General features: G+C 68.1%; 16 protein-coding genes. 11 read left to right on the top strand and 5 right to left on the bottom strand.

Annotated elements, in window-relative coordinates; all coding sequences use genetic code 11:
• Positions 1-64: 64 nt before the first annotated feature.
• The 4 genes from J2728_RS11760 (at position 65) to otsA (ending at position 7,239) form a co-directional block, all read left to right on the top strand.
• Entirely contained in the window at positions 65-1,864 is a 1,800-nt protein-coding gene (locus J2728_RS11760) for a glycoside hydrolase family 15 protein (RefSeq protein ID WP_309999280.1), read from the top strand.
• Positions 1,865-1,968: 104 nt separating this feature from the next.
• Positions 1,969-4,848, top strand: a complete 2,880-nt coding sequence (locus tag J2728_RS11765) for a porin family protein (RefSeq protein WP_309999282.1) — start codon at positions 1,969-1,971, stop codon at positions 4,846-4,848.
• A gap of 118 nt (positions 4,849-4,966) precedes the next feature.
• A complete protein-coding gene (gene otsB, locus J2728_RS11770) occupies positions 4,967-5,752 on the top strand; it encodes a trehalose-phosphatase (protein ID WP_309999284.1) in 786 nt (261 codons plus the stop codon).
• Positions 5,749-7,239, top strand: a complete 1,491-nt coding sequence (gene otsA, locus J2728_RS11775) for an alpha,alpha-trehalose-phosphate synthase (UDP-forming) (protein WP_309999286.1) — start codon at positions 5,749-5,751, stop codon at positions 7,237-7,239. The genes otsB and otsA overlap by 4 nt, the downstream gene beginning before the upstream one ends.
• Here the strand turns inward: otsA and J2728_RS11780 are convergent.
• Positions 7,236-8,252 (bottom strand): AraC family transcriptional regulator, encoded by a 1,017-nt coding sequence (locus J2728_RS11780; protein ID WP_309999287.1) that lies wholly within the window; start codon positions 8,250-8,252, stop codon positions 7,236-7,238. The two genes, otsA and J2728_RS11780, sit on opposite strands and share 4 nt — an antisense overlap.
• A 169-nt stretch (positions 8,253-8,421) precedes the next feature.
• On the opposite strand from J2728_RS11780, the gene J2728_RS11785 reads away from it, so the two are divergent.
• On the top strand, positions 8,422-9,243 hold the full coding sequence (locus J2728_RS11785; RefSeq protein ID WP_309999289.1) for a DUF2306 domain-containing protein: 822 nt from the start codon (positions 8,422-8,424) through the stop codon (positions 9,241-9,243).
• A gap of 112 nt (positions 9,244-9,355) precedes the next feature.
• On the opposite strand, the gene J2728_RS11790 is transcribed toward J2728_RS11785, so the two are convergent.
• Entirely contained in the window at positions 9,356-9,724 is a 369-nt protein-coding gene (locus J2728_RS11790; protein WP_309999291.1) for a BlaI/MecI/CopY family transcriptional regulator, read from the bottom strand.
• Between the two features lie 185 nt (positions 9,725-9,909).
• Between J2728_RS11790 and J2728_RS11795 the strand changes: the two genes are divergently transcribed.
• The 3 genes from J2728_RS11795 (at position 9,910) to J2728_RS11805 (ending at position 13,239) form a co-directional block, all read left to right on the top strand.
• Complete coding sequence (locus J2728_RS11795) at positions 9,910-10,734, top strand: 2-keto-4-pentenoate hydratase (RefSeq protein WP_309999293.1); 825 nt, start codon at positions 9,910-9,912, stop codon at positions 10,732-10,734.
• A gap of 30 nt (positions 10,735-10,764) precedes the next feature.
• Positions 10,765-12,054, top strand: coding sequence for an MFS transporter (locus J2728_RS11800; protein ID WP_309999294.1), 1,290 nt, complete (start codon positions 10,765-10,767; stop codon positions 12,052-12,054).
• 126 nt (positions 12,055-12,180) lie between these two features.
• Positions 12,181-13,239, top strand: coding sequence for an oxidoreductase (locus J2728_RS11805; protein WP_309999295.1), 1,059 nt, complete (start codon positions 12,181-12,183; stop codon positions 13,237-13,239).
• Between the two features lie 165 nt (positions 13,240-13,404).
• On the opposite strand, the gene J2728_RS11810 is transcribed toward J2728_RS11805, so the two are convergent.
• A complete protein-coding gene (locus J2728_RS11810) occupies positions 13,405-13,701 on the bottom strand; it encodes a GIY-YIG nuclease family protein (RefSeq protein ID WP_309999296.1) in 297 nt (98 codons plus the stop codon).
• A 98-nt stretch (positions 13,702-13,799) separates the two neighbouring features.
• Between J2728_RS11810 and J2728_RS11815 the strand changes: the two genes are divergently transcribed.
• Complete coding sequence (locus J2728_RS11815) at positions 13,800-15,038, top strand: PQQ-dependent sugar dehydrogenase (protein ID WP_309999297.1); 1,239 nt, start codon at positions 13,800-13,802, stop codon at positions 15,036-15,038.
• A 53-nt stretch (positions 15,039-15,091) separates the two neighbouring features.
• Here the strand turns inward: J2728_RS11815 and J2728_RS11820 are convergent, their stop codons facing one another.
• Entirely contained in the window at positions 15,092-17,971 is a 2,880-nt protein-coding gene (locus J2728_RS11820) for a TonB-dependent receptor (RefSeq protein ID WP_309999300.1), read from the bottom strand.
• Between the two features lie 264 nt (positions 17,972-18,235).
• Between J2728_RS11820 and J2728_RS11825 the strand changes: the two genes are divergently transcribed.
• Together J2728_RS11825 and J2728_RS11830 are read left to right on the top strand one after the other, a co-directional pair.
• Entirely contained in the window at positions 18,236-19,786 is a 1,551-nt protein-coding gene (locus J2728_RS11825; protein WP_309999301.1) for a tryptophan halogenase family protein, read from the top strand.
• A 72-nt stretch (positions 19,787-19,858) separates the two neighbouring features.
• Positions 19,859-20,086, top strand: a complete 228-nt coding sequence (locus J2728_RS11830) for a CsbD family protein (protein WP_309999303.1) — start codon at positions 19,859-19,861, stop codon at positions 20,084-20,086.
• A gap of 10 nt (positions 20,087-20,096) precedes the next feature.
• On the opposite strand, the gene J2728_RS11835 is transcribed toward J2728_RS11830, so the two are convergent.
• Entirely contained in the window at positions 20,097-20,711 is a 615-nt protein-coding gene (locus tag J2728_RS11835) for a hypothetical protein (protein WP_309999305.1), read from the bottom strand.
• Positions 20,712-20,813: the final 102 nt, after the last annotated feature.

Below are 20,813 nucleotides of genomic sequence, written 5' to 3' on the forward strand. Positions count from 1 at the left end.
TTGGTTTCACTCCCCGAACGGGGACCGCTGGGGGCGGGCCAAAAGGGGCGCAAGGAACAGAATTTTGGACAAGAAGACGCTCGACCTCTTTCCGATCGGCAATTGCGCGGTCAGCGCGCTGATCGACACCGCCGGACGCTTCGTCTGGGCCTGCGCGCCGCGCGTCGATTCCGATCCCGTGTTCAGCGCCCTGCTCGACGACGCCGATCCCGACGCCGAGGCGGCCAAGGGCCTTTGGGACGTACAGGTCGAGCGCCGGGCCGAGGTCCGCCAGGGCTACCTCCGCAACACGCCGATCCTGCGCACCGAGATCGCCGACCAGGACGGCGCGCGCATCGAGATCATCGACTTCGCGCCCCGCTACGAGCAGTTCGGCCGCATCTTCCGTCCCACGGCCTTCATCCGCCTGATCAGGCCGATCGTCGGGGTGGCGCGGATCACCCTGCGCCTGCGGCCGACGGCCGCTTGGGGCGCCAAGGTCGCCGAGCACACGCGCGGTTCGCATCACATCCGCTACCTTTGCTCGGACATGACGATGCGCCTGACCACCGACGCGCCCGTCTCGCATATCCTGGAAGAGCGCACGTTCCGGCTCGAAAAGCCGATCGCCATGTTCATGGGCGCGGACGAGGGCTTCGAGGCCCCGGTCGGCCCGACCTGCGAGCGGATGCTGCGCGAGACCGAAAGCTACTGGAAGCAATGGGTGCGCGGCCTGGCCGTACCGCTGGAATGGCAGACCGCCGTGATCCGCGCCGCCATCACCCTGAAGCTCTGCATGCACGAGGAGACCGGCGCCATCGTCGCGGCCCTGACCACCTCGATCCCCGAGCACGCCGACAGCGGCCGCAACTGGGACTATCGCTACTGCTGGCTGCGCGACGCCTATTACGTGGTCCAGGCCCTGAACCGGCTTGGCGCGGTGGACGTGCTCGAAAACTATCTCGGCTATCTGCGCAACATCGTCGACCGCGCCGAGGGCGGTCACATCCAGCCCCTGTTCGGCGTCGGCTTCGAGGAAGTGCTGACCGAGCGCGTGGCGCCCGACCTGCCCGGCTATCGCGGCATGGGCCCGGTGCGCGTGGGCAACCAGGCCTACGAGCACATCCAGAACGACGTGTACGGACAGATCGTACTGTCGACGGTGCAGGCCTTCTTCGACGAGCGCCTTTTGCGTCCGGCCACGGTCGACGACTTCGAGGCGCTGGAGCCGGTTGGCGAGCAGGCCTTCCGCCTGCACGACCAACCCGACGCCAGCCTTTGGGAGTTCCGGGGCCGGGCCAACGTCCATACCTATTCCTCGGCCATGTGCTGGGCGGCGTGCGATCGTCTCGGCAACGCCGCCGAGAAGCTGGGCCTGACGGAAAAGGCGGCCTTCTGGAACGCCCGCGCCGCCCACGTGCGCAAGGTGATCGAGGAGCGCGCCTGGAACGCGGACCTTGGCCGCTTCGCCGCCACCTTCGAGGGCGCCGAGCTCGACGCCTCCTTGCTGCAACTGGTCGACCTGCGCTTCCAGAAGGCGGAGGACCCACGCAACCTGGCCACGCTCAAGGCCGTGGAGGAAGGCCTGCGACGCGGCGCCTATCTGCTGCGCTACGCCATCCCCGACGACTTCGGCTCGCCCCAGACCGCGTTCAACATTTGCACCTTCTGGCTGATCGAGGCGCTGCACCTGCAGGGCCGCTCGGACGAGGCGCGGGCCCTTTTCGAGGACATGCTGAGCCGCCGCACCGGCGCGGGCTTGCTGTCCGAGGACATCGGCTTCGCCGACGGCGAGCTTTGGGGGAACTATCCGCAGACCTATTCGCTGGTCGGGCTGATAAACTGCGCGGTGCTGCTGAGCCGTCCTTGGACATCGGTCCGCTAGGCGTCGCCGGGCGGGGCTGTTGCAATCTCGGCAAACACTGAAATCCGGATGCTACATCCGGCGTGCATCGGCGATGTCGGGACATCGAGACTTCGGAGTAACTTTTGACGAGCCGTAAGTTGGCCCTGGTTGGTTTCCTGGGATGCGTCGCCGCGAGCGCCGCCCAAGCCCAGGAGACCAAGCCCCCCGTCCCCGCTTCCCAAGCCAAGCCCGCCGAGCCCGTCCCGGTCCCCGCAGCGGCGCGCGCGCCTCAAACCCCTCCAAAGCCCGTGACGCCCGAGGATCTCGACACCGAGGTCGAGGCCATCACGATCACGGCTAGCGGCAAGCCGTTCGGCGCGGTGCTGGGCGACATCCCGCCGGAGGAGACCTTCACCGCCGCCGACGTGCGCTCGTTCGGCGTCTCGTCGATGGAGGACCTGCTGACCGAGCTGACGCCGCAGACCACCAGCGGCCTGGGCGGCGCTCCGGTTCTGCTGCTGAACGGCCGGCGCATCTCCGGTCCAGGCGAGATGCGCGACATCCCCACCGAGGCCATCCAGCGCGTCGAGATCCTGCCCGAGGAAGTGGCGCTGAAGTACGGCTACACCGCCGACCAGAAAGTCGTGAACATCGTGCTGCGCCAGCGCTTCCGCGCCTCGACCGTGGAGGCCACGGTGGGCGGCTCGACGGCGGGCGGTCAGGCCAGCGAGCAGCTCAACTGGAGCCAGCTGCGGCTGAACCGCGAGGGCCGCACGAACCTCGCCATCAAGATCCAGAACAGCGACCAGCTGCTGGAGAGCGACCGGGATCTGGTCAGCCGCTCGAGCGGCGGCCTCTATGACTTCACCGGCAACATCGCCTCGGTCTCGGGCGGTCCGTTGACGGCCCTGAGCGCCCTGGCCGGAACGCCGGTGACCGTCGCCGGCGTGCCCACCTCGGCCGCCACGGGCGCGCCCAGCCTGTCGGCCTTCCTGCCCACGGCGGGACTGGCCAATACGAGCGACATCACCGACGACCGCACCCTGCTACCGCGCAATCGACAGCTGTCGATCAACAGCGTCACCAACCGCACGGTCCTCGACAACGTCTCGGCGACGCTGAACGTGGGCCTGACGGCGTCACGGAGCGACTCCCTGCAGGGCCCCGCCCGCGCGCGTCTCGTGATCCCTGGCGCCGATCCCTTCTCGCCGTTCGGCCAGGACGTGGCGCTCTACCGCTATCTTGGCGAACGCGACGCGCTGGGGCAGACGAACCGCAACTTGGCGGGCCACCTGGGCTTCACCCTGAATCGCGACACCGAGGACCTGCGGCTGTCGCTGACCGGCAATTACGACCACGCGATCAGTAAGACCGAGACCGACCGCGGCTTTGATCTGACCGACGTTCAAGCGCGACTGACCGCCTTGGACCCGACGCTCAATCCGTTCGCGCCGCTGACCGGCCTGTCCCTCAACACCGATCGAGCGCGCTCGACCACCGACAGCGGCGACCTGCAGTTCGTGGCCAACGGCGCCCTGGCCAAGCTGAAGGCCGGGGACCTCTCGACCACCCTGAAGCTCGGCGTCACGGGCTCGCGCCTGACGGCGACCTCGCGGCGTTCTGGCGTGGACAGCGACAGCGAGCTCTCGCGCGGCGACGCCAACGCCCAGGTGAGCTTCGACCTGCCGCTGGCCAGCCGTCGAAAGGGCGTGCGCGCCGGGATCGGCGATCTGTCGACCAACTTGAACCTCGCCGTCCGCTCGGTGTCGGACTTCGGAAGCCTGACGACGATCGGCGGCGGCGCGACCTGGTCGCCGGTCAAGCCGGTCAGCTTCATCGTCTCCGCGACTCGCCAGGAGAACGCCCCCAGCATCAGCCAGCTGGGCAATCCGCTGATCACCACGCCCAACGCCCAGGTCTTCGACTATGTGCGCGGCGAGACGGTGGACGTCACCCGGGTCACCGGCGGCAACGCGAACCTTCGCGCCGAGACCCGCAACGTCCTGCGCCTGGGCGCGACCTGGAAGCCCGACCAGGTCCAGGGCCTGTCCCTGACCGCCAACTACAGCCGCGTGCGGATCGACAACCCGGTCGCCAGCTTCCCGGCCGCGACGGCGGCGGTCGAGGCCGCCTTCCCCGATCGGTTCACGCGCGACGCCAACGGCGTCTTGACCCGGATCGACACCCGCCCGGTCAACTTCGCCAAGCGCGAGAGCGAACAGATCCGCTGGGGCTTCAACTTCTCGCGCCAGATCGGCAAGACGCCGCCGCCACGGCCCGGCGACGTACGCCCGCGCTTCGTCGGCGGCCAGGACGCGCGTCCGACCGCCGACGCGGCCGATCGCCCGCAACCGCCGGCGACGGACACGCCATCCGATCCCAACGCCCAGCAGCAGGCCCAAGCCCCCGCGGTTGGCGACACCGTTCCGCGGACCGGCTTTGACGGCGGCGGACGGGGCGACGGCGCGCGCGGCCCCGGCGGAGGTTTCGGCGGTGGCGGCTTTGGCGGTCGTGGCGGCGGCGGCAATCCGCGCGCCACCCGCCTGCAGCTGGCGCTGTTCCACACCATCCATCTGAAGGAACAGGTGACGATCGCCGACGGCGTTCCCGTGCTCGACTTGCTGAACGGCGACGTGATCGGCTCGGGCGGCGGCCAGGCGCGCAACGAGGTCGAGGCCCAGGCCGGGATCACCCGCTACGGCCTTGGCGCGCGCCTCACCGCCAACTGGAATAGCGGCACTCAAGTGGCGGCGGGCGCTGGCGGCGCCACGACGGACCTGGACTTCTCGAGCCTGGCCACCGTGAACCTGCGCCTGTTCGCCAATCTGGGCGCCCGACGCGAGCTGGTCCAGCGGTATCCGATCCTGCGCGGGACCCGCCTGACACTCGCCGTGAACAATCTGTTCGACGAGAAGCAGACCGTCCGCGACGCCAACGGCGCCATCCCGGTCACCTACCAGCCGGACTATCTGGATCCGCGCGGACGGGTCGTGCAGTTCAGCGTCCGGAAGCTTCTGTTCTAGCGGCCTCCGCGCGCTCACTCCCCGCGCACAAACCCGTGAGCTTCAGCGTGACCGGGGATCGAACCCGGCCGTTCGGCGTTCTTGGCGGATGTTGCTTATAGATGAGGGGGTTCTCGTCATGACCGCGGCTACGCCGGTCGTGCGGGCGGAGTCCGTCGATTTCTCGCCCCCGCCACTCAATCTCGCCCGCCGCCCGGCCTTGTTCCTGGACCTCGACGGCACCCTGGCGCCGATCATGCCGCGCCCGGACGACGTCGGCCCCGACGCCCGCCGCGCGGACGTTCTCGCGCGTCTGCGCGAGCGGTTCGAGGACCGCGTGGCCGTGGTCAGCGGGCGATCGCTGCCCGACCTCGACCACATCCTGGGCGGCGGCGTGACGTCGATCGCCGCGATCCATGGCCTGGTGCGCCGCACCGCCGGCGGCGGCGTGGTCGAGCTTCAGCCCCATCCGGGCCTGGACGACGCGCGCCGCATCCTGGGCGAACTGGCCGACTGCGAGCGCGGCCTGCTGTTCGAGGACAAGACCCTCAGCGTCGCCCTGCACTATCGCAACGCCCCGGCCTGCGCCGAGGCCGTGATCGAGGCGGCCGAGCGGCTGTCTCAATCCACCGGCCTGGTCCTGCAGCTGGGCGACATGGTGGCGGAGCTTCGCACCCCCGGCGCCGACAAGGGCTCGGCCGTCGCGGCCTTCCTGAACGAGGCGCCGTTCGTGGGCGCCACGCCGATCTTCGTGGGTGACGACCTGACCGACGAGGACGGTTTCGCCGCCGCCCGCCGCCTTGGCGGCTTTGGCGTGCTGGCCGGAAAATCGCGCCCGACCCAGGCCGACTTTCGCCTGGACGGCCCCGACGCCGTGCTGGGTTGGCTGGAGCGCCTGGCGCGAACGGCGGAGGTCCACGCATGAGCCGTTTGATCGTGGTTTCGAACCGGGTGAACCCGCCCAATCCCGCCGAGGGCGGCGAAGGCAGCGTCGGCGGCCTGGCCATGGCCCTGGCCGCGGCGCTGCGCGAATATTCCGGCATCTGGTTCGGCTGGAGCGGCAAGACCATCCCGGAGTTCACCGGCCAGCTGAACATGCAGCGGATCGACGGCGTCACGGTCGCCACGGTCGATCTCGAGGAGACCGACTACCAGGAATATTACAACGGCTACGCCAACAAGACGCTATGGCCCCTGTTCCACTACCGCGTCGACCTGACGGCCTACGACCGCTCGTTCGGCGAGGGCTATGACCGGGTCAACAAGCGCTTCGCCGAGACCCTGGCGCCGCTGATCGAGCCGGACGACATCGTCTGGGTGCACGACTATCACCTGATCCCGCTGGCGCGCGAGCTGCGGCGGATGGGCGTGACCAACCGGATCGGCTTCTTCCTGCACATCCCCTGGCCCGCCCACCAGCTGGTCGTCACCCTGCCCCGCCACCGCCAGTTGGTGGAGGCCTTGTTCGATTACGACCTGATCGGCTTCCAGACCGAGGAATCGCTGCAGGCGTTCGAGGGCTATGTCTTCTCGGAGGTGCAGGGCTCGAAAAACGCGCGTGGCGAACTGGTCGCGTTCGGCCAGCGCACCCGCGCGGAGGCCTTCCCGATCGGCGTCGACGCCCAGGACTTCGCCGAGATCGTCCAGAGCGATAACGCCCGGAAGACCTACGACCGGATGATGGCCCACAGCGTCTTCCGCAAGATGATCGTCGGCGTCGACCGCCTGGACTACTCCAAGGGCCTCGAGGAACGGCTTATCGGCTTCGAGCGCTTCCTGCACGAGCATCCGGACATGCGGCGCGAAGTGATGCTGTTGCAGATCGCGCCGCTGTCGCGCGACCAGGTCGAAGCCTATCAGGATCTGCGCGGACGCCTCGACGGCCTGATTGGCCGGATCAACGGCGCCTATGCCGAGATGGACTTCACGCCGATCCGTTACGTCAATCGCTCGTATCGACGCGACGAGTTGGCGGGCGTCTATCGCGCGGCCAAGGCGGCGCTGGTCACGCCCCTGCGCGACGGCATGAACCTGGTGGCCAAGGAATATGTCGCGGCCCAGAGTCCCGAGGACCCGGGCGTGCTGATCCTCTCGCGGTTCGCCGGCGCGGCGCGCCAGATGAAGGACGCGCTGATCATCAATCCCAACAGCCCCGAGGAAATCTCCGACGCGCTGGAACGCGCCCTCTCCATGGGCCAGCCGGAGCGTAAACGCCGCTGGGAGGCCTTGTTCGAGAACGTCAGCCGCGAGGACGTCACCGCCTGGCGCGACGACTTCGTGGCCGCGCTGCGGGGGCGGCCGGGGCCGGACGGCGATGACGAGGAGGTCCCGCAGCCACCCGTCCGCACGCTTGACGTGGCCGCCAAGGCGCTGAGGGCGCAAGGGCCGGAAGCGACGGCGATGCGGGGCTAGGGATCGCCGAGACTGGCGCCTCGGAACGCGCGCGGCGTCACCCCGACGACCGCCTTGAAGGCTCGGTTGAACGGCCCGATCGATCCGAAGCCGCAGTCCAGGGCGATCAGCAGGATGGAGCGGCCGCGCAGCGCGGGGTCGGCCAGCATCTCCCTGGCCCGCGCCACCCTGTGAACGTTGAGCATCTGGTTGAAATTGGCGAAGCCGAGCGACGCGGTGATGCAGCGCGTGACCTTGTAGTCCGGCTCGCCTAGCCGGCGCGCCAGATCGGCGACCTTGAGGCTGGGCGAGGCCTGGATCTCTTCCTCGCGCAGCAATCGCGTGATGCGCCGCGCCAGGTCGGCGTCGTCCGGTGTCTGGCTCGCCCGGGCGCCGCGCCGCCCCCGAGGCGTCGCCAGGGGATGGCGGGCCCGGAACCAGACCGCTCCGCCGCAAAGCAGCAGCGCCAGGGACGCGCAGACCGTCTTTACCCGTTCGGCGACATCGTGATCGACGGCCGCGCCCGCCCCCGCCGGCTGATTGACGGCCAAGACGGAACTGCCCATGAGCAGCGCGTATACGGCCACGAAGATGACGCGGAAGCGCTTCTCGGCCGCCGGCAGCTCGCGACCAAAGCCGTTGAAGGGCTCGACGAAGGTCAACAGCAGGACCGTCGAGCTTCCCAGGGCGTGCGTGTTCTGGATCATCCGCGCGGCCGGACCTTCCAGCAGGCCCAGGATCGGGAACACCCCCGTCAGGAAGACGACCAGCGCCACGATGCGGGACCATCGCGCGTCGTGCTCGCGAGGATCAAAGAGCGCCCGCGTGAACAGCCATGAGAAGGCGCAGCCGGCCCCTCCGCCGATGGCCAGCGGCGCGGCCAGCATTCCGGCGTTGGCGCCCAGCAATTGACCCAGCACGAAGCAGGCGAGCGATCCGGAGGTCAGGGCCCAATGCGCCGCCAATCGCCCGGGCCGCTTCGGCGGCGTGGCGGGGGCGGTGTCCAAGGTCAATGAAAGCAGCGTCGAGTTCATACGCCATCTAGCCGGTTCGCCGCCCATCATCGCGCAGCTTCGCGCCGCCTTGTCGAGCCGGTCGCCGACGGAATCTTTGGTCGATTTCCAAATCGGCGAGACGACGCGCCGTCCGCCGCCTCATCGACTTGCCCGCGCCCGACCCGTCGTCGGCCGCCGAGGAGGTTCAATGTCGAGCAACGAAATTCCCGCGCGCGAAGCCAGCGTGGACGCGCGAAGCGTCTTGCGGTGGGCGGCCACCATCTGGTTCGCCGCCGCCGCCCTGGGCCAGGCGGCGTTCATCTATTTCATCCTGGCGTTCTATGGGACCCGCACGGCCTCCGGACGCTTCGCGGCTTGGAACGACAAACCGCTGATCACCGGCTACGTCCAGGACGACCACGCCGGCAACGCGATGTTCGCCGCCCACGTCCTGCTGGCCGCGGTGGTGACGCTGGCCGGACTGGCGCAGCTTGTCCCGGCCCTGCGGCGAGCCGCCCCGGCCCTGCATCGCTGGACGGGCCGGACCTTTCTCGTCGTCGCTTGTTTCCTGGCGCTGGGCGGCGCCTGGATGACGATCGCGCGCGGCAGCTACCTTTCGGTTGTCTCCGCCGTCGCCATAGCGCTGGACGCCGTCCTGATCCTGGTCTTCGCCGTCCTGGCCTGGCGCGCCGCCCTGGCCCGGCGCTTCGACCAGCATCGACGCTGGGCGATGCGCGCCTTCATGGTGGTCAGCGGGGTTTGGTTCCTGCGCGTGGGCCTGATGGGCTGGGTCGTCCTGAACGGACGCCCGGTCGGCATGACCCACCGCATGGACGGCCCAGCCGATATCGTCCTGGTGTTCGGCAGCTACCTCATCCCGCTGGCGATCCTCGAGCTGTATTTCGCGGCCGAACGAAGCGCGAGGCCGGCGCCGAAGCTGGCCGTGAGCGTGTTGATCCTCGCCTCGGCCGCCTATGTCGCGGTCGGAACCCTTGGCGCGATCATGATGATGTGGGGGCCGTACCTTTAGGCGCCAGAGCATTTTCCAGCAAGCGTGAAACCGCTGTCGGAAGATGCTCTAAACTTTTGAAACAGAACGCTTTTCATCCGATCCGATTGGGTCAATCGGATCGGAAAGGGCTCTAGCGCCGCTCTCCCAGGTCCTCGATCAGCTTCTTCAGCTTGTCGACCTCGTCCGGCTTGAGCGGGCGGTGCTGGGCGAAGTGGCTGATCAGCGGGGCCAGCTGGCCGTCGAACAGCCGGTCCAGAAGGCCCTGGCTCTCGGCCTGGACATAGGCGCTGCGATCAACCAGGGGGCGATAGCCATGACGCCCCTCGGCGCGCTCGGACTTGATCGCCTTCTTCTTCAAGAGGCGGTTGATCAGCGTCTTGACCGTCGCCTCGCCCCAGTTCTGCGCGCCGCCGACCTCGGCGACCAGCTCGTCGGCCGACAGCGGGGCGCGGCGCCACAGCGCTTCCATGACATGAGCTTCGGCGGCGGTGATATGCATGGCGCTTACGTCCGTAATTCTCGGCGACGCTATACGCGCTGTCGCCGGTGTCAAGCGGCCCGGCCTCCAGCCTGGACAACGGCCGGACGGTTAGCCCCTCATTGTCAATGACACCGGTTTCCACTAGAGACTCGGGCAAACCCGCCAAGCCGGGCTTGAGCCGAATTCCAGGGAGGATCCGCGGCGTGACCGTTTCCGAGGCCCACAGCGAGGCGTTCGCCCCCGCGGCCATTGCGCCCCAGTTCGTCAAGGCGCGCCAAGAAGGCGTTTCGGTGCCCGGCTATCCTGGCGACGTGATTCCCCCGACCATGGCCGACGGCTACGCGGTGCAGGACATCGCCATCGATCTGTGGCCCGACGAGCTGGTCGGCTGGAAGGTCGGGCTGGTCCCGCCGCAGCACCGCGAGCGCCTCGGCGCCGAGCGCCTGGCCGGCTGCATCTTCAAGTCCAAGGTCCAGCAGGCCAGCTCCGACGGCCAGCCGAACACCTTCCGCGCCATCGAGGGCGGCTTCTGCGCCGTCGAGGCCGAGTTCATTGTCCGCCTGGGCAAGGACGCCCCGGCCGACAAGACCCAATGGACCGCCGAGGAAGCCGCCGACTACGTGGGCGAGCTGCTGGTCGGCGTCGAGATCGCCGGCAGCCCGCTGAAGACCATCAACGCCCTGGGGCCCACCGTCGTGGCGTCAGACTTCGGCAACAATGATGGTCAGATCATTGGTCAGGCCATTTCCAACTGGCGCGATGTCGCCTGGGAGGATATGCCCGTCGAGACCATCATCAACGGCAAGTCGGTGGGCAAGGCGACCGCGGCGACCATTCCAGGCTCGCCGCTGGCGGCCCTGGCCTTCCTGCTGGGCGCGGTCGCCGCGCGCGGCAAGCCGTTGAAGAAGGGCATGATCGTCACGACCGGCGCCACCACGGGCATTCACGACGTGGCGGCCGGGGACGTGGCCCACGTCGATTTCGGCCCGTTCGGAACCGTGGACTGCGTCGCCGTTCCGGCGAAATAAAAGAAACAAAGGGAAGGAAGGCCAAGGTCCATGGACGTTTCAAAAGCGCCCCCACCAATGCCTGAAGGGCCCTCCGAGAAGATCGGACGGTACCGCTGGGTGATCGTCAGCCTGCTGTTCGCGGCGATGGTCATCAACTACGTCGATCGTCAGACGATCGGCCTGCTCAAGGCGGACCTGTCCAAGGAGTTCGGCTGGGACGAAAAGCACTACGCCGACCTCGTCTTCTACTTCCAGCTCGCCTACGCCGTGGCCTACGTGGCCTGGGGCAAGATCATGGACAAGATCGGGGCCCGCTGGGGCTTCGGCATCGCCTTCCTGATCTGGCAGGTCGCCCACATCGCCCACGCGGGCGCCAGCCACATCACCGGTTTCATCGCCGCGCGCATGGGCCTGGGCATCGGCGAGGCCGGCGGCTTCCCGGGCGGCATCAAGGCCGTGGCCGAGTGGTTCCCCAAGAAGGAACGCGCCTTCGCCACGGGCCTGTTCAACGCCGGCACCAATATCGGCGCCATCGTCACGCCGCTGGTCGTCCCCGGCATCGTGCTGGCCTTCGGCTGGCAGATGGCCTTCATCGTCACCGGCGTCGCCGGCCTGGTCTGGCTGCCGATCTGGCTGCTGGTCTATCGCCGCCCGCGCGAGGTCAAGCACCTGTCGGCTGGCGAACTGGCCCACATCGAGCAGGATCCGGCCGACCCGGTCGAGAAGATCGCCTGGACCAAGCTGCTGACCAAGCGCGAGACCTGGGCCTATTCGCTGGGCAAATTCCTGATCGACCCGATCTGGTGGATGTTCCTGTTCTGGCTGCCGGACTTCCTGGGCAAGCGCTACGGCCTTGACCTGAAGACCTTCGGCCCGCCGCTGATCGCCATCTACCTGCTGTCGGACGTCGGCAGCGTGGCCGGCGGCTGGATGTCCTCGACCCTGATGAAGCGCGGCGCCAGCATCAACAAGGCGCGCAAGCTGACCATGCTGGTCTGCGCCCTGCTGGCCGTGCCCGTGATCTTCGCCTCCTACGCCAGCTCGGTCTGGCTGGCCGTGCTGATCATCGGCGTCGCCACCGCCGCCCACCAGGGCTTCTCGGCCAATCTCTACACCCTGCCCTCGGACGTCTTCCCGCGCGCCGCGGTTGGTTCGGTCGTCGGCATCGGCGGCATGCTGGGCGCGTTCGGCGGCATGGTGTTCTCCAAGTACATCGGCAACGTGCTGGAGAGCATCGGCACCTACGCCCCGATCTTCCTGGTGGCCGGCAGCGCCTATCTGATCGCCCTCCTGGTCGTCCACCTGCTGACGCCCAAGATGGAGCCGGTGAAGATCTAGAGCGCGTTAGGTTTAAGTGTGAGCGGTTAAACCGCCCGAACGCGCGGCAACAGACAAGTCGCGCTTCACGCGATCGCGATCCGGGCCGGGGAGCAATCCCCGGCCTTTTTCGTTTAAACCCGCGCCATGCCCCACTCTCGCACCGTGAACGTCGCCCTCGTCGGATATGGCTATGTCGGCAAGACCTTCCACGCTCCGCTGATCGCCGCCACGCCGGGCCTCGCGCTGGCGACCGTGGTGTCGAGCGATCCGGCCAAGGTCGCCGCCGATCATCCGGACGTTCGGGTCGTCGCCGACCTGGACGCCGCCCTCGCCGATCCGGCCATCGAACTGGTCGTAATCGCCACGCCCAACGCCCTGCACGCGCCCCAGGCGATCGCCGCGCTCGAGGCCGGCAAGCATGTGGTCGTCGACAAGCCCTTCGCCCTCTCGGCCGCCGAGGCTCGGACCATGGCCGACGCCGCCGACCGCGCCGGCAAGCTGCTGACCGTGTTCCACAACCGCCGCTGGGACAGCGACTTCCTGACCCTCCGGCGCCTGATCGCCGAGGGCGCGCTGGGCGAGATCGTCCAGTACGAGAGCCACTTCGATCGCTTCCGCCCCGTGGTTCGCGACCGCTGGCGCGAGCGGGCGGGACCCGGCGCGGGCGCGTGGATGGACCTTGGCCCACACCTGCTGGACCAGGCGCTCGCGCTGTTCGGCGCGCCGCTGGCGATCTCGGCCGACATTGGGATCCAGCGCCACGGCGCCGGAGCGGACGACTACTTCCACGTGGTGCTGCGTTACCCGACCCTGCGCGTCATCCTGCACGGCAGCCTGCTCACCGCCGCCAGTGATCTGCGCCTGGCGGTTCACGGGACCGGCGGCAGCTTCGTCAAGCATGGCCTCGACCCGCAGGAGGCCCAGCTGAAGGCCGGCATGATCCCCGGCGCGCCGGGCTATGGCCGCGACAGCCGCCACGGCGTGCTGACCACGGTCGAGAACGACGTCCAGCTCCACGCCGACGTCAGCCCCGAGCCGGCCGACTACCGCGCCTTCTATGCCGGCGTCCGCGAAGCGATCGTCACCGGCGCGCCCTCGCCCGTGCCGGTGGATGGGGCCCTGCGGGTGATGGACCTGCTGGAGCTGGCGCGGAAGGCGAGCGAAGAGCGGCGGGAGGTGGAGCTCAACCCCCTCACTCCATGACAATAACACCCGCCTTCCTGGGCCTTGTGCCCAGGACCCATGCGTCAGTGGGCATGGCCTTTGAGCGTTGGTTAGCAGCAACATCGCCAGCGCCCTCCCAACAACACCGAGCCTGGGCTCCACCATGGGTCCTGGGCACAAGGCCCAGGAAGGCGGGGAAATTAGCTAGATGAGGCTGTCGTAGAGATCATCCCAGTACGGGTTTTCGCGCTCGATCAGGTTGATCTTCCACTGCCTAGGCCACCGCTTAAGGCTGCGCTCGCGCTGGAAGGCGCTCACCATGTCGTCGTGTGGCTCGTACCAGACAAGACGCTTCAGCCCGTACTTCTTGGTGAACCCAGGGACCAGGCCTTCGCGGTGCTGCCAGATCCGGCGATTGAGATAACCCGTCGCCCCAATGTAGAGCGTGCCCAGCCGCTGGCTGGCCATCATGTAGACCGCGACGTAGCGCTCTTCTCGCATGACCGCAGAAGATCATGAGAACAAATAAAGAACAATATCTACCCGACCAAGGCGTGCGATCTAGCCCCCTCCCCCGAAACCGTCTTAAGCTCCCCGCCATGCGCACCTCCCTGCTGACCGCCGCCTCCGCCCTCGCCGCCGCTCTCGTGGCCTGTGGTCCCGCCCCCGCTCAGCCCGGCCCGACGTCCGGCCAAGCCGGCGCGCCCGTCGAGACCCGGCCGCCGAACGCCCCCGACCAGAAACCGGCTTTCGCGAACCAGACCCGCGCGCCGGGTCTGAACTCGAACACCCAAGGTGAGTACACGACGCTGGCCAGCGGCCTCGATCACCCGTGGGGCATGGCCTTCCTGCCGACGGGCGAGATCCTGGTCACCGAGCGGGCCGGACGGCTGCGGGTCCTGTCCAAGGACGGCAAGCTGTCGCCCGCCGTCGCCGGCCTGCCGGCTGTGTTCGCCGAGGGCCAGGGCGGCCTGCTGGACGTGACCCTGGACCCGGCCTACGCGACCAACGGCCTGATCTACTGGAGCTACGCCGAGGCCGAGGGCGGCGTGAACGGCACGGCCGTGGCGCGCGGCAAGCTCTCGCTGGGCGCCGCGCCGAAGCTGGAGAACGTCCAGGTGATCTGGCGCCAGGCGCCGAAGATGGACAGCGCCCTGCACTTCGGCGGCCGGCTGGTCTTCGCCCCCGACGGCAAGCTGTTCATCACCACCGGCGAGCGCTCGATCCTGGCGGGCCGCGTCCAGTCCCAGCACCTGGACGCCACCCTGGGTAAGGTGATCCGCGTCAACGCCGACGGCACGATCCCAGCCGACAATCCGTTCGTGAAGACGCCCGGCGCCAAGCCCGACATCTGGTCGCTGGGCCACCGCAACATCCAGGCGGCCGCCCTCGATCCGGCGGGCGTTCTCTGGACCGTCGAGCACGGCGCGCGCGGCGGCGACGAGCTGAACCGCCCCGAGCCTGGCAAGAACTACGGGTGGCCCGTGGTGACCTATGGCGAGGAGTATTCCGGCAAGCCCATCCCCGACAGCGTCACCCAGAAGGACGGCTTCACGCAGCCGGTCTACTACTGGGACCCGGTGATCGCCCCCTCGGGCATGGCCTTCTATGAGGCCAGCCTGTTCCCGACCCTGAAGGGCAGCCTGCTGATCGGCTCATTGCGCGAGCAACACGTCGATCGCCTGGTGCTGAAGGACGGCAAGGTGGTCGGCGAAGAGCGCCTGTTCACCGACATCGGCGGCCGCGTCCGCGACGTGCGCGTTGGCCCCGACGGCGCGATCTATGTCGTCACCGACGACGACAACGGCAAGGTGATCAAGATCACGCCGAAGCGCTAGCGCCCCATCCAGAAAGACGCGGGCGCGCCGAAACGCGCCCGCGCAGTCACGCCCTAGAACTTGTACTGCAGGCCCAGGCTGAACTGGCGCCCGGTGTGGGTGTAGACGAAGGTGCTGTCCCGGTCGGAGTCGATGAACTGCCGATTGAAGCGGTCGAAGATGTTCAGCCCTTCCAGCGACAGCTTGAAGTGGTCGTTGATCTGGTAGGAGGCGGCCATGTCGACCGTCAGGTTCGGCGAATAGCCTTCCAGGTCCTGCAGCGGATTGTTGGCCGGCAGGGCCACGATGGACTTGTCGCGGTACGAGGCCGAGACGCGGGCGCTGAACTTGTTGTCGTCGTAGTAGAGCGTGGCGTTGTAGGCGTTCTTCGACAGGCCGATCAGGTCGTTGGTGGTGACGCCGCCGGCCGCCAGGAAGTACTCGATCTGGCTGTCGACATAGGTGTAGTTCACCAGCGCCCCGGTGTGGCGCAGGAGGCCCGGCAGGAAGGTGAAGGCCTGCTGGTAGTTGATCTCGAAGCCCTTCAGCGGCCCGCCCGGCGTGTTCAGCGGACGGGTGACGGTGATCGGGGTGTTGTCCGGATCGACGCCCGAGGAACCCAGCAACGCCATCGGCAGGCCGGTCTGGCGGAAGGTCAGCTGCTGGGACTGGTTCTGAACGTAGGTCTCGATGTCCTTGTAGAAGAGCCCCACGCCCAGGATCGCGCCGGGCGCGAAGTACCACTCGGCCCCGACATCGGCGGTCCAGGCGCGGATGGGGTCCAGCGTCGGATTGCCCGAGGTGATCGACGGCGTGCCGGTCAGGTTCAGGCTACCGCCCGGCGTCAGGAAACCGAGGTCCGGCCGCGAGACCGTCTTGGCGCCGGAGAGGCGCAGGACGAAATCCGGCGTGACATCCACCGAGACGTTCAGCGACGGCAGCACGTCGTCATAGGCGTGCTCGGCCGTGACCTGCTGCGGGGTCAGGCCGATCTGGTAGCCGCGCGACTCCAACTCGGTGCGGGCGAAGCGGAAGCCCACATCGCCTCGGACCGGAACGCCACCGATCTCGGTGCGCAGGTCGGCCTGCAGATAGGCCGAGGTCACCTTCTCATCGACGCGCCGGATGCCGCCGTAGTTGGGCGTCAGGTTGTAGAGGCCGCTCTTGCCGTAGAGGTTCTGGTTGGCGACGAACTTGTCGTAGTCGATCGCCGCCCAGCTGGTCGGGAAGACGCCGCTGTCGATGCCATGGCCGCCGAAGCCGGACACCACCTTGGTCAGGTTCTTCAGCTCCGCCGACGTGAAGCTGGGGACCAGGAAGTTGTTCGGCCGCTGGAAGGTCGAGGTGTCGAACGAGAACTCGTCATAGTGCCCGCCGACCTTGATGGTCAGGGCCTCGTCGACGGCCCAGGCCAGGTTCAGATCAACGGTGCGATAGATGTTGGTCGTGAAGGTCTGGGCCAGCCGAACCTCGGCGTTCGGGGCGGAGAAGCTGTAGAGCGACGCATCGGCGACGTCGAAGCCGTGCGTGATGGTCGGCTGGTCCCGGTTCTTGCGGAAGTCGATCGTCATGCCCGTGTTCGGACGCTGGAACATGATCGTCGTCGTCATCGGCTGGTCGTAGTCCGACTTCGAGTAGCCGATCAGGCCCTTGACCGTGATCCGGTCCGTCAGCTCGTGCGTGCCCGCGAAGGTGTACTGCTGGAAGACGTTCTGGAACTCGTCGTGCTGAGTGTCGGAACGGACGTCGACGCCGTCGAAGCGGGCGTAGTCGACGTCATAGACCGTCTGGCCGAAGTTCACGCCAGCGGTATGGCTGGTCCCGGCGTTGCGCAGGACGAGCTCTCGCACGGCGGTCTGCGGCTTGCCGTTCTGGCTGATGGCGCGGGCGAACGAGAAGCCCTCCAGCCAGTTCTCCTCGCGCTTGACGTCGTAGTTCGAATAGAGGGCGTCGAAGCTGAGCGAGGTGCGCGAGGTGGGCTTCCACTGCAGGGCCAGGGTCGCGCCGGTGCGCTCCTGGTCGTGGTGGAAGCGGCCATAGCGCGGCAGGCGCGGGAAGAAGACGGTCGAGCGATTGGCCTGGTCGAAGACCGTGTCATTGGCGGCCGGACGGGCCACGCCGGTGGCGCAGTTGGCCGCGTCCGTGCCGTTGGCGGCGTTGTTGGCCGGGTTCTGCGTCGCGCGGCCCACGGGCGTGCAGAAGCCGCCGTCGACGGTCGCGGGGTTCCAGCCGCCCGAGCCCCACTGATCCTCCAGGAACTTCCGCTTGCTCCAGGCCAGCGACGCCTGGGCCCCGAACTGGCCCCAGGCCGTGTCCCAGCGGTTGCCCAGCACGGCGGTGACCTTCGGGTCGGAGTTCTTGGACAGGTCGTTGTAGCCGGCCGCCGCGCCCAGCACGAAGGTCAGGCCCTTCTGATCCAGCGGGCGCGCGGTCTCCAGGTCGACCGTCGCGCCCAGCGAGCCCTCGATCACCTCGGCCTGGGCGGTCTTGCGCACCGTGATGCCGCTGAACAGCTCCGAGGCGAAGGTGTTGAAGTCGAAGCCGCGGCCCAGGTTGGCGCCGCGATCGCTGGTCGTCGCGCCGCTGGTCGACTGGGCTTCCATGCCGTTGATGCGGACGCGGGTGAAGGCGGGCGGCAGGCCGCGCACGGTGATCGTCCGGCCCTCGCCGGCGACGCGGGTGATCGAGACGCCCGGCACCCGCTGGATCGACTCGGCCAGGTTGGCGTCGGGGAAGTCGGCGATGTCCTCGGCCTTGATGGCGTCGACCACGCCGGAGGACTGGCGCTTGACGCTCAGGGCGCTCTGCAGGCTGGCGCGGAAGCCCGTGACGACCACCTCTTCGACGGCGTTCTCTTCAACGGTTTGCGCCTTGGCCCCTTGAGCCATCATCGCGCCCGCCATGGCCAACGCGAGAACCGAACAGCCCGAATTCCAGCCGTGCTTGGACGACATACGACCCTCCTGACAGGGCCGGACTCACCGCCCCTTACGTTTCCAACCCGAAGCGACCGGTTAATCCGGTTCATCTCTCGTGATCCACATTTCCCATTTTATGGGAAGCAATCTCACAAGATAGACAATATATGTCCGACAAGTTTCAGGACCGCAAGCTCTGGTTAGGCGGCGGGCTGACGATCTGATCGCGCTGGAGGTCCGTTAGGCGACGATGAGCGTCTAAACGCGCCCCTGGCTCGCGAACTCTGGTATCTAATCCCCATGAAGCGCGGACGGAGCATCCTGATCGTGGGCGGCGGGACGGCCGGGTGGCTGACGGCCGCCTATCTAGCCAAGGCCCTGCGGATCGCCGAGCAGGCGCACCTGTCGATCACCGTGCTGGAGTCGCCCGAGATCGGCGCCATCGGCGTGGGCGAGGCCACCTTCCCCACTATCCGCGGCACCCTGCAGTTCCTGGGGATCGACGAGGCGCGCTTCATCCGCCAGACCTCGGCCACCTTCAAGCAGGGCATCCGCTTCGTCGACTGGGGTGACGCGCCGAGCGAAGGCCGCCGCCACAGCTTCTTCCACCCATTCGAGGCGCCGTTCTCGACCGACGGGGTCAGCCTGGCGCCCTACTGGCTGCTGCAGGACGAGGCGACGCGCGCGCCGTTCGCCGAGGCCGTGACGATCCAGGCCCGCGTGGCGGACGCGGCCCGCGCGCCCAAGCGCCCGCACGAGAGCGACTTCGCCGGCCCGCTGAACTACGCCTACCACTTCGACGCGGCGAAGCTGGCGCAGGTGCTGGCCGAGCGGGCGCAAGAGCTGGGCGTGCGCCACCTGGAGGGCCATGTCGGCGAGGCCGTCCTGGACGAGACCGGCGCCATCGCCCGCATTGTCTCGCCCGAGCACGGCGCGCTGACCGCCGACCTCTATATCGACTGCAGCGGCTTTAGGGCCGAGCTGATCGGCAAGGCGCTGAACGCGCCGTTCAAGTCGGCGCGGCCGGTGTTGTTCGCCGACCGGGCCGTGGCCTGCCGCGCGCCTTATGAGCGCCCCGACGCGCCGATCCAGAGCTACACCGTCGCCACCGCCCACGAGGCCGGCTGGCTCTGGGACATCGGCCTGTCGGGCGCGCGCGGCGTCGGCTGCGTCTATTCCAGCGACCACATCGACGACGACCGCGCCGAGGCCATCCTGCGCGCCTATGTCGGCGGGGCCGAGGTCGAGACCCGCCGCCTGACCTTCGAGGCCGGCTATCGAGAGAAGCAGTGGATCGGCAACTGCGTGGCCGTGGGGCTGTCGGCCGGCTTCCTGGAGCCGCTGGAATCGACCGGCGTCGTGCTGATCGAGGCGGCCGTGGCGATGATCGCCGAGCTCTTCCCGCACACCGGGCCGGTCAGCGCCCCGGCGCGCCGCTTCAACGAGCTGATGGCCGCGCGCTACGAGAACATCATCGTGTTCCTGAAGCTGCACTATGCACTGAGCCGCCGGCCCGAGCGCTTCTGGCGCGAGAACACCGACCCGGCCACCATCCCCGAGCGGCTCCAGGAACTGCTGGAACAGTGGCGTCACCGCCCGCCGGCGCGGTTCGACTTCATCCTGGATCTCGAGACCTTCGCCTTCTTCAACTACCAGTACATTCTGTACGGCATGGGGTTTCCGACCGATCTGGCCGACGGCGCGGACGAGTTTCCAGACGCGGCCGGCGCGGCCAAGCTGTTCGCCAAGATCCGCGGGTTCGCCGATCGCGCGACCCAGGACCTACCTGGCCATCGCGACCTGATCGCCCAGATCAACCGCTTCGGCTTCGAGGCGCGGGCGCTGGCCTAGGCTTCGCCTGGGATCGCTTGCGGCTGTGTCCGCGTTCTAGGACGCGACATACCCAAGCTTAGGAGCCTTCTGATGACCCATCGCCTTCTCCTCCCCCTGACGATCGCCGTCGCGGTGGCGGGCCTGGCAGCCTGCGACAAGGACGCCGGCCGCAAGCAGGAGACCGTGGGCAAGGTCCAATCCGGCGTCGGCGAAGTCATCGGCGACAAGGACCTCAAGGCCGAGGGCAAGAAGGACCAGGTCGCCGGCAACGTGAAGCAGGGCGAACTGAAGGACGCCGTTAAGGAAGCGAAGAAGTAACGCGGGAGGATCAGGCCCGGATGTCGTTGACCTTCGGGCGATCACCGAAAAAGTCCGCATATCCATTCGCCGCCGCCCATTCCGACAGCCCAAGGCGCGGCTGGCTGTTGGCCTGTCGAGAGACCCAGCCCTCCTGGGTCTCCGCCGTATCCAGGCCGGCGAACGTCCCGCCGACCGCCTTCAGGATCTGTTCGGCGCGCCACTTGGCCAGCTCAGGCCCCTTCATGCCCGGCGGATGCTCGGGGTCGATCTGGGTAGCGCCCGGACCGCTCATCACGCCGCTGTTGTAGACCGTGGCGATCACCTCGCCATTCTTGGTGACCTGGCCATAAGGCTGGTCGTTCTGGGCGGCAGCGGCGTCCTTTGCGGCATTAACCCAGCCTTCCAGCATCTCGTGCCAGGCCTTGGCGCGCGCCTCCATCTCCGGCCTCTGCTGCTCCAGCAGCGCCATGCGCGCCTGGATCTCGCCGCTGGTCAGCGGCGCCACGCTCAGGGGGGGCTTGGGGGCGAGTTGCGGCCGTTCGGCCGAAGTCACGTCAGGTTCGAGGGTGAAGGCCGGGGCCGACGCCGCCTGGCTCGCGGGCGCGTAGACGGACGGCTGGGACGAAACCGCATTGATCGACATGGGGGCTCCTGCGGGCAAACGGGGCGACTTCGCAGGAAGCGGCAGCAAGCGTCGTGCCAGACGCTTGCCACTTCTTTTCAATCCCTTAGCAAACCCACACTC

It is taken from the genome of Caulobacter segnis (assembly GCF_031454995.1).
Classification (GTDB): domain Bacteria; phylum Pseudomonadota; class Alphaproteobacteria; order Caulobacterales; family Caulobacteraceae; genus Caulobacter; species Caulobacter segnis_E.

Excerpts from the sequence above, each read along its gene's own strand:
- J2728_RS11830 (WP_309999303.1), top strand. The coding sequence starts at position 19,859 with ATGACCCATCGCCTTCTCCTCCCCCTGACGATCGCCGTCGCGGTGGCG.
- otsA (WP_309999286.1), top strand. The coding sequence starts at position 5,749 with ATGAGCCGTTTGATCGTGGTTTCGAACCGGGTGAACCCGCCCAATCCC.
- J2728_RS11835 (WP_309999305.1), bottom strand. The coding sequence starts at position 20,711 with ATGTCGATCAATGCGGTTTCGTCCCAGCCGTCCGTCTACGCGCCCGCG.
- J2728_RS11800 (WP_309999294.1), top strand. The coding sequence starts at position 10,765 with ATGGACGTTTCAAAAGCGCCCCCACCAATGCCTGAAGGGCCCTCCGAG.
- J2728_RS11805 (WP_309999295.1), top strand. The coding sequence starts at position 12,181 with ATGCCCCACTCTCGCACCGTGAACGTCGCCCTCGTCGGATATGGCTAT.
- otsB (WP_309999284.1), top strand. The coding sequence starts at position 4,967 with ATGACCGCGGCTACGCCGGTCGTGCGGGCGGAGTCCGTCGATTTCTCG.
- J2728_RS11825 (WP_309999301.1), top strand. The coding sequence starts at position 18,236 with ATGAAGCGCGGACGGAGCATCCTGATCGTGGGCGGCGGGACGGCCGGG.
- J2728_RS11790 (WP_309999291.1), bottom strand. The coding sequence starts at position 9,724 with ATGCATATCACCGCCGCCGAAGCTCATGTCATGGAAGCGCTGTGGCGC.
- J2728_RS11815 (WP_309999297.1), top strand. The coding sequence starts at position 13,800 with ATGCGCACCTCCCTGCTGACCGCCGCCTCCGCCCTCGCCGCCGCTCTC.
- J2728_RS11785 (WP_309999289.1), top strand. The coding sequence starts at position 8,422 with ATGTCGAGCAACGAAATTCCCGCGCGCGAAGCCAGCGTGGACGCGCGA.
- J2728_RS11780 (WP_309999287.1), bottom strand. The coding sequence starts at position 8,252 with ATGAACTCGACGCTGCTTTCATTGACCTTGGACACCGCCCCCGCCACG.
- J2728_RS11810 (WP_309999296.1), bottom strand. The coding sequence starts at position 13,701 with ATGCGAGAAGAGCGCTACGTCGCGGTCTACATGATGGCCAGCCAGCGG.
- J2728_RS11820 (WP_309999300.1), bottom strand. The coding sequence starts at position 17,971 with ATGTCGTCCAAGCACGGCTGGAATTCGGGCTGTTCGGTTCTCGCGTTG.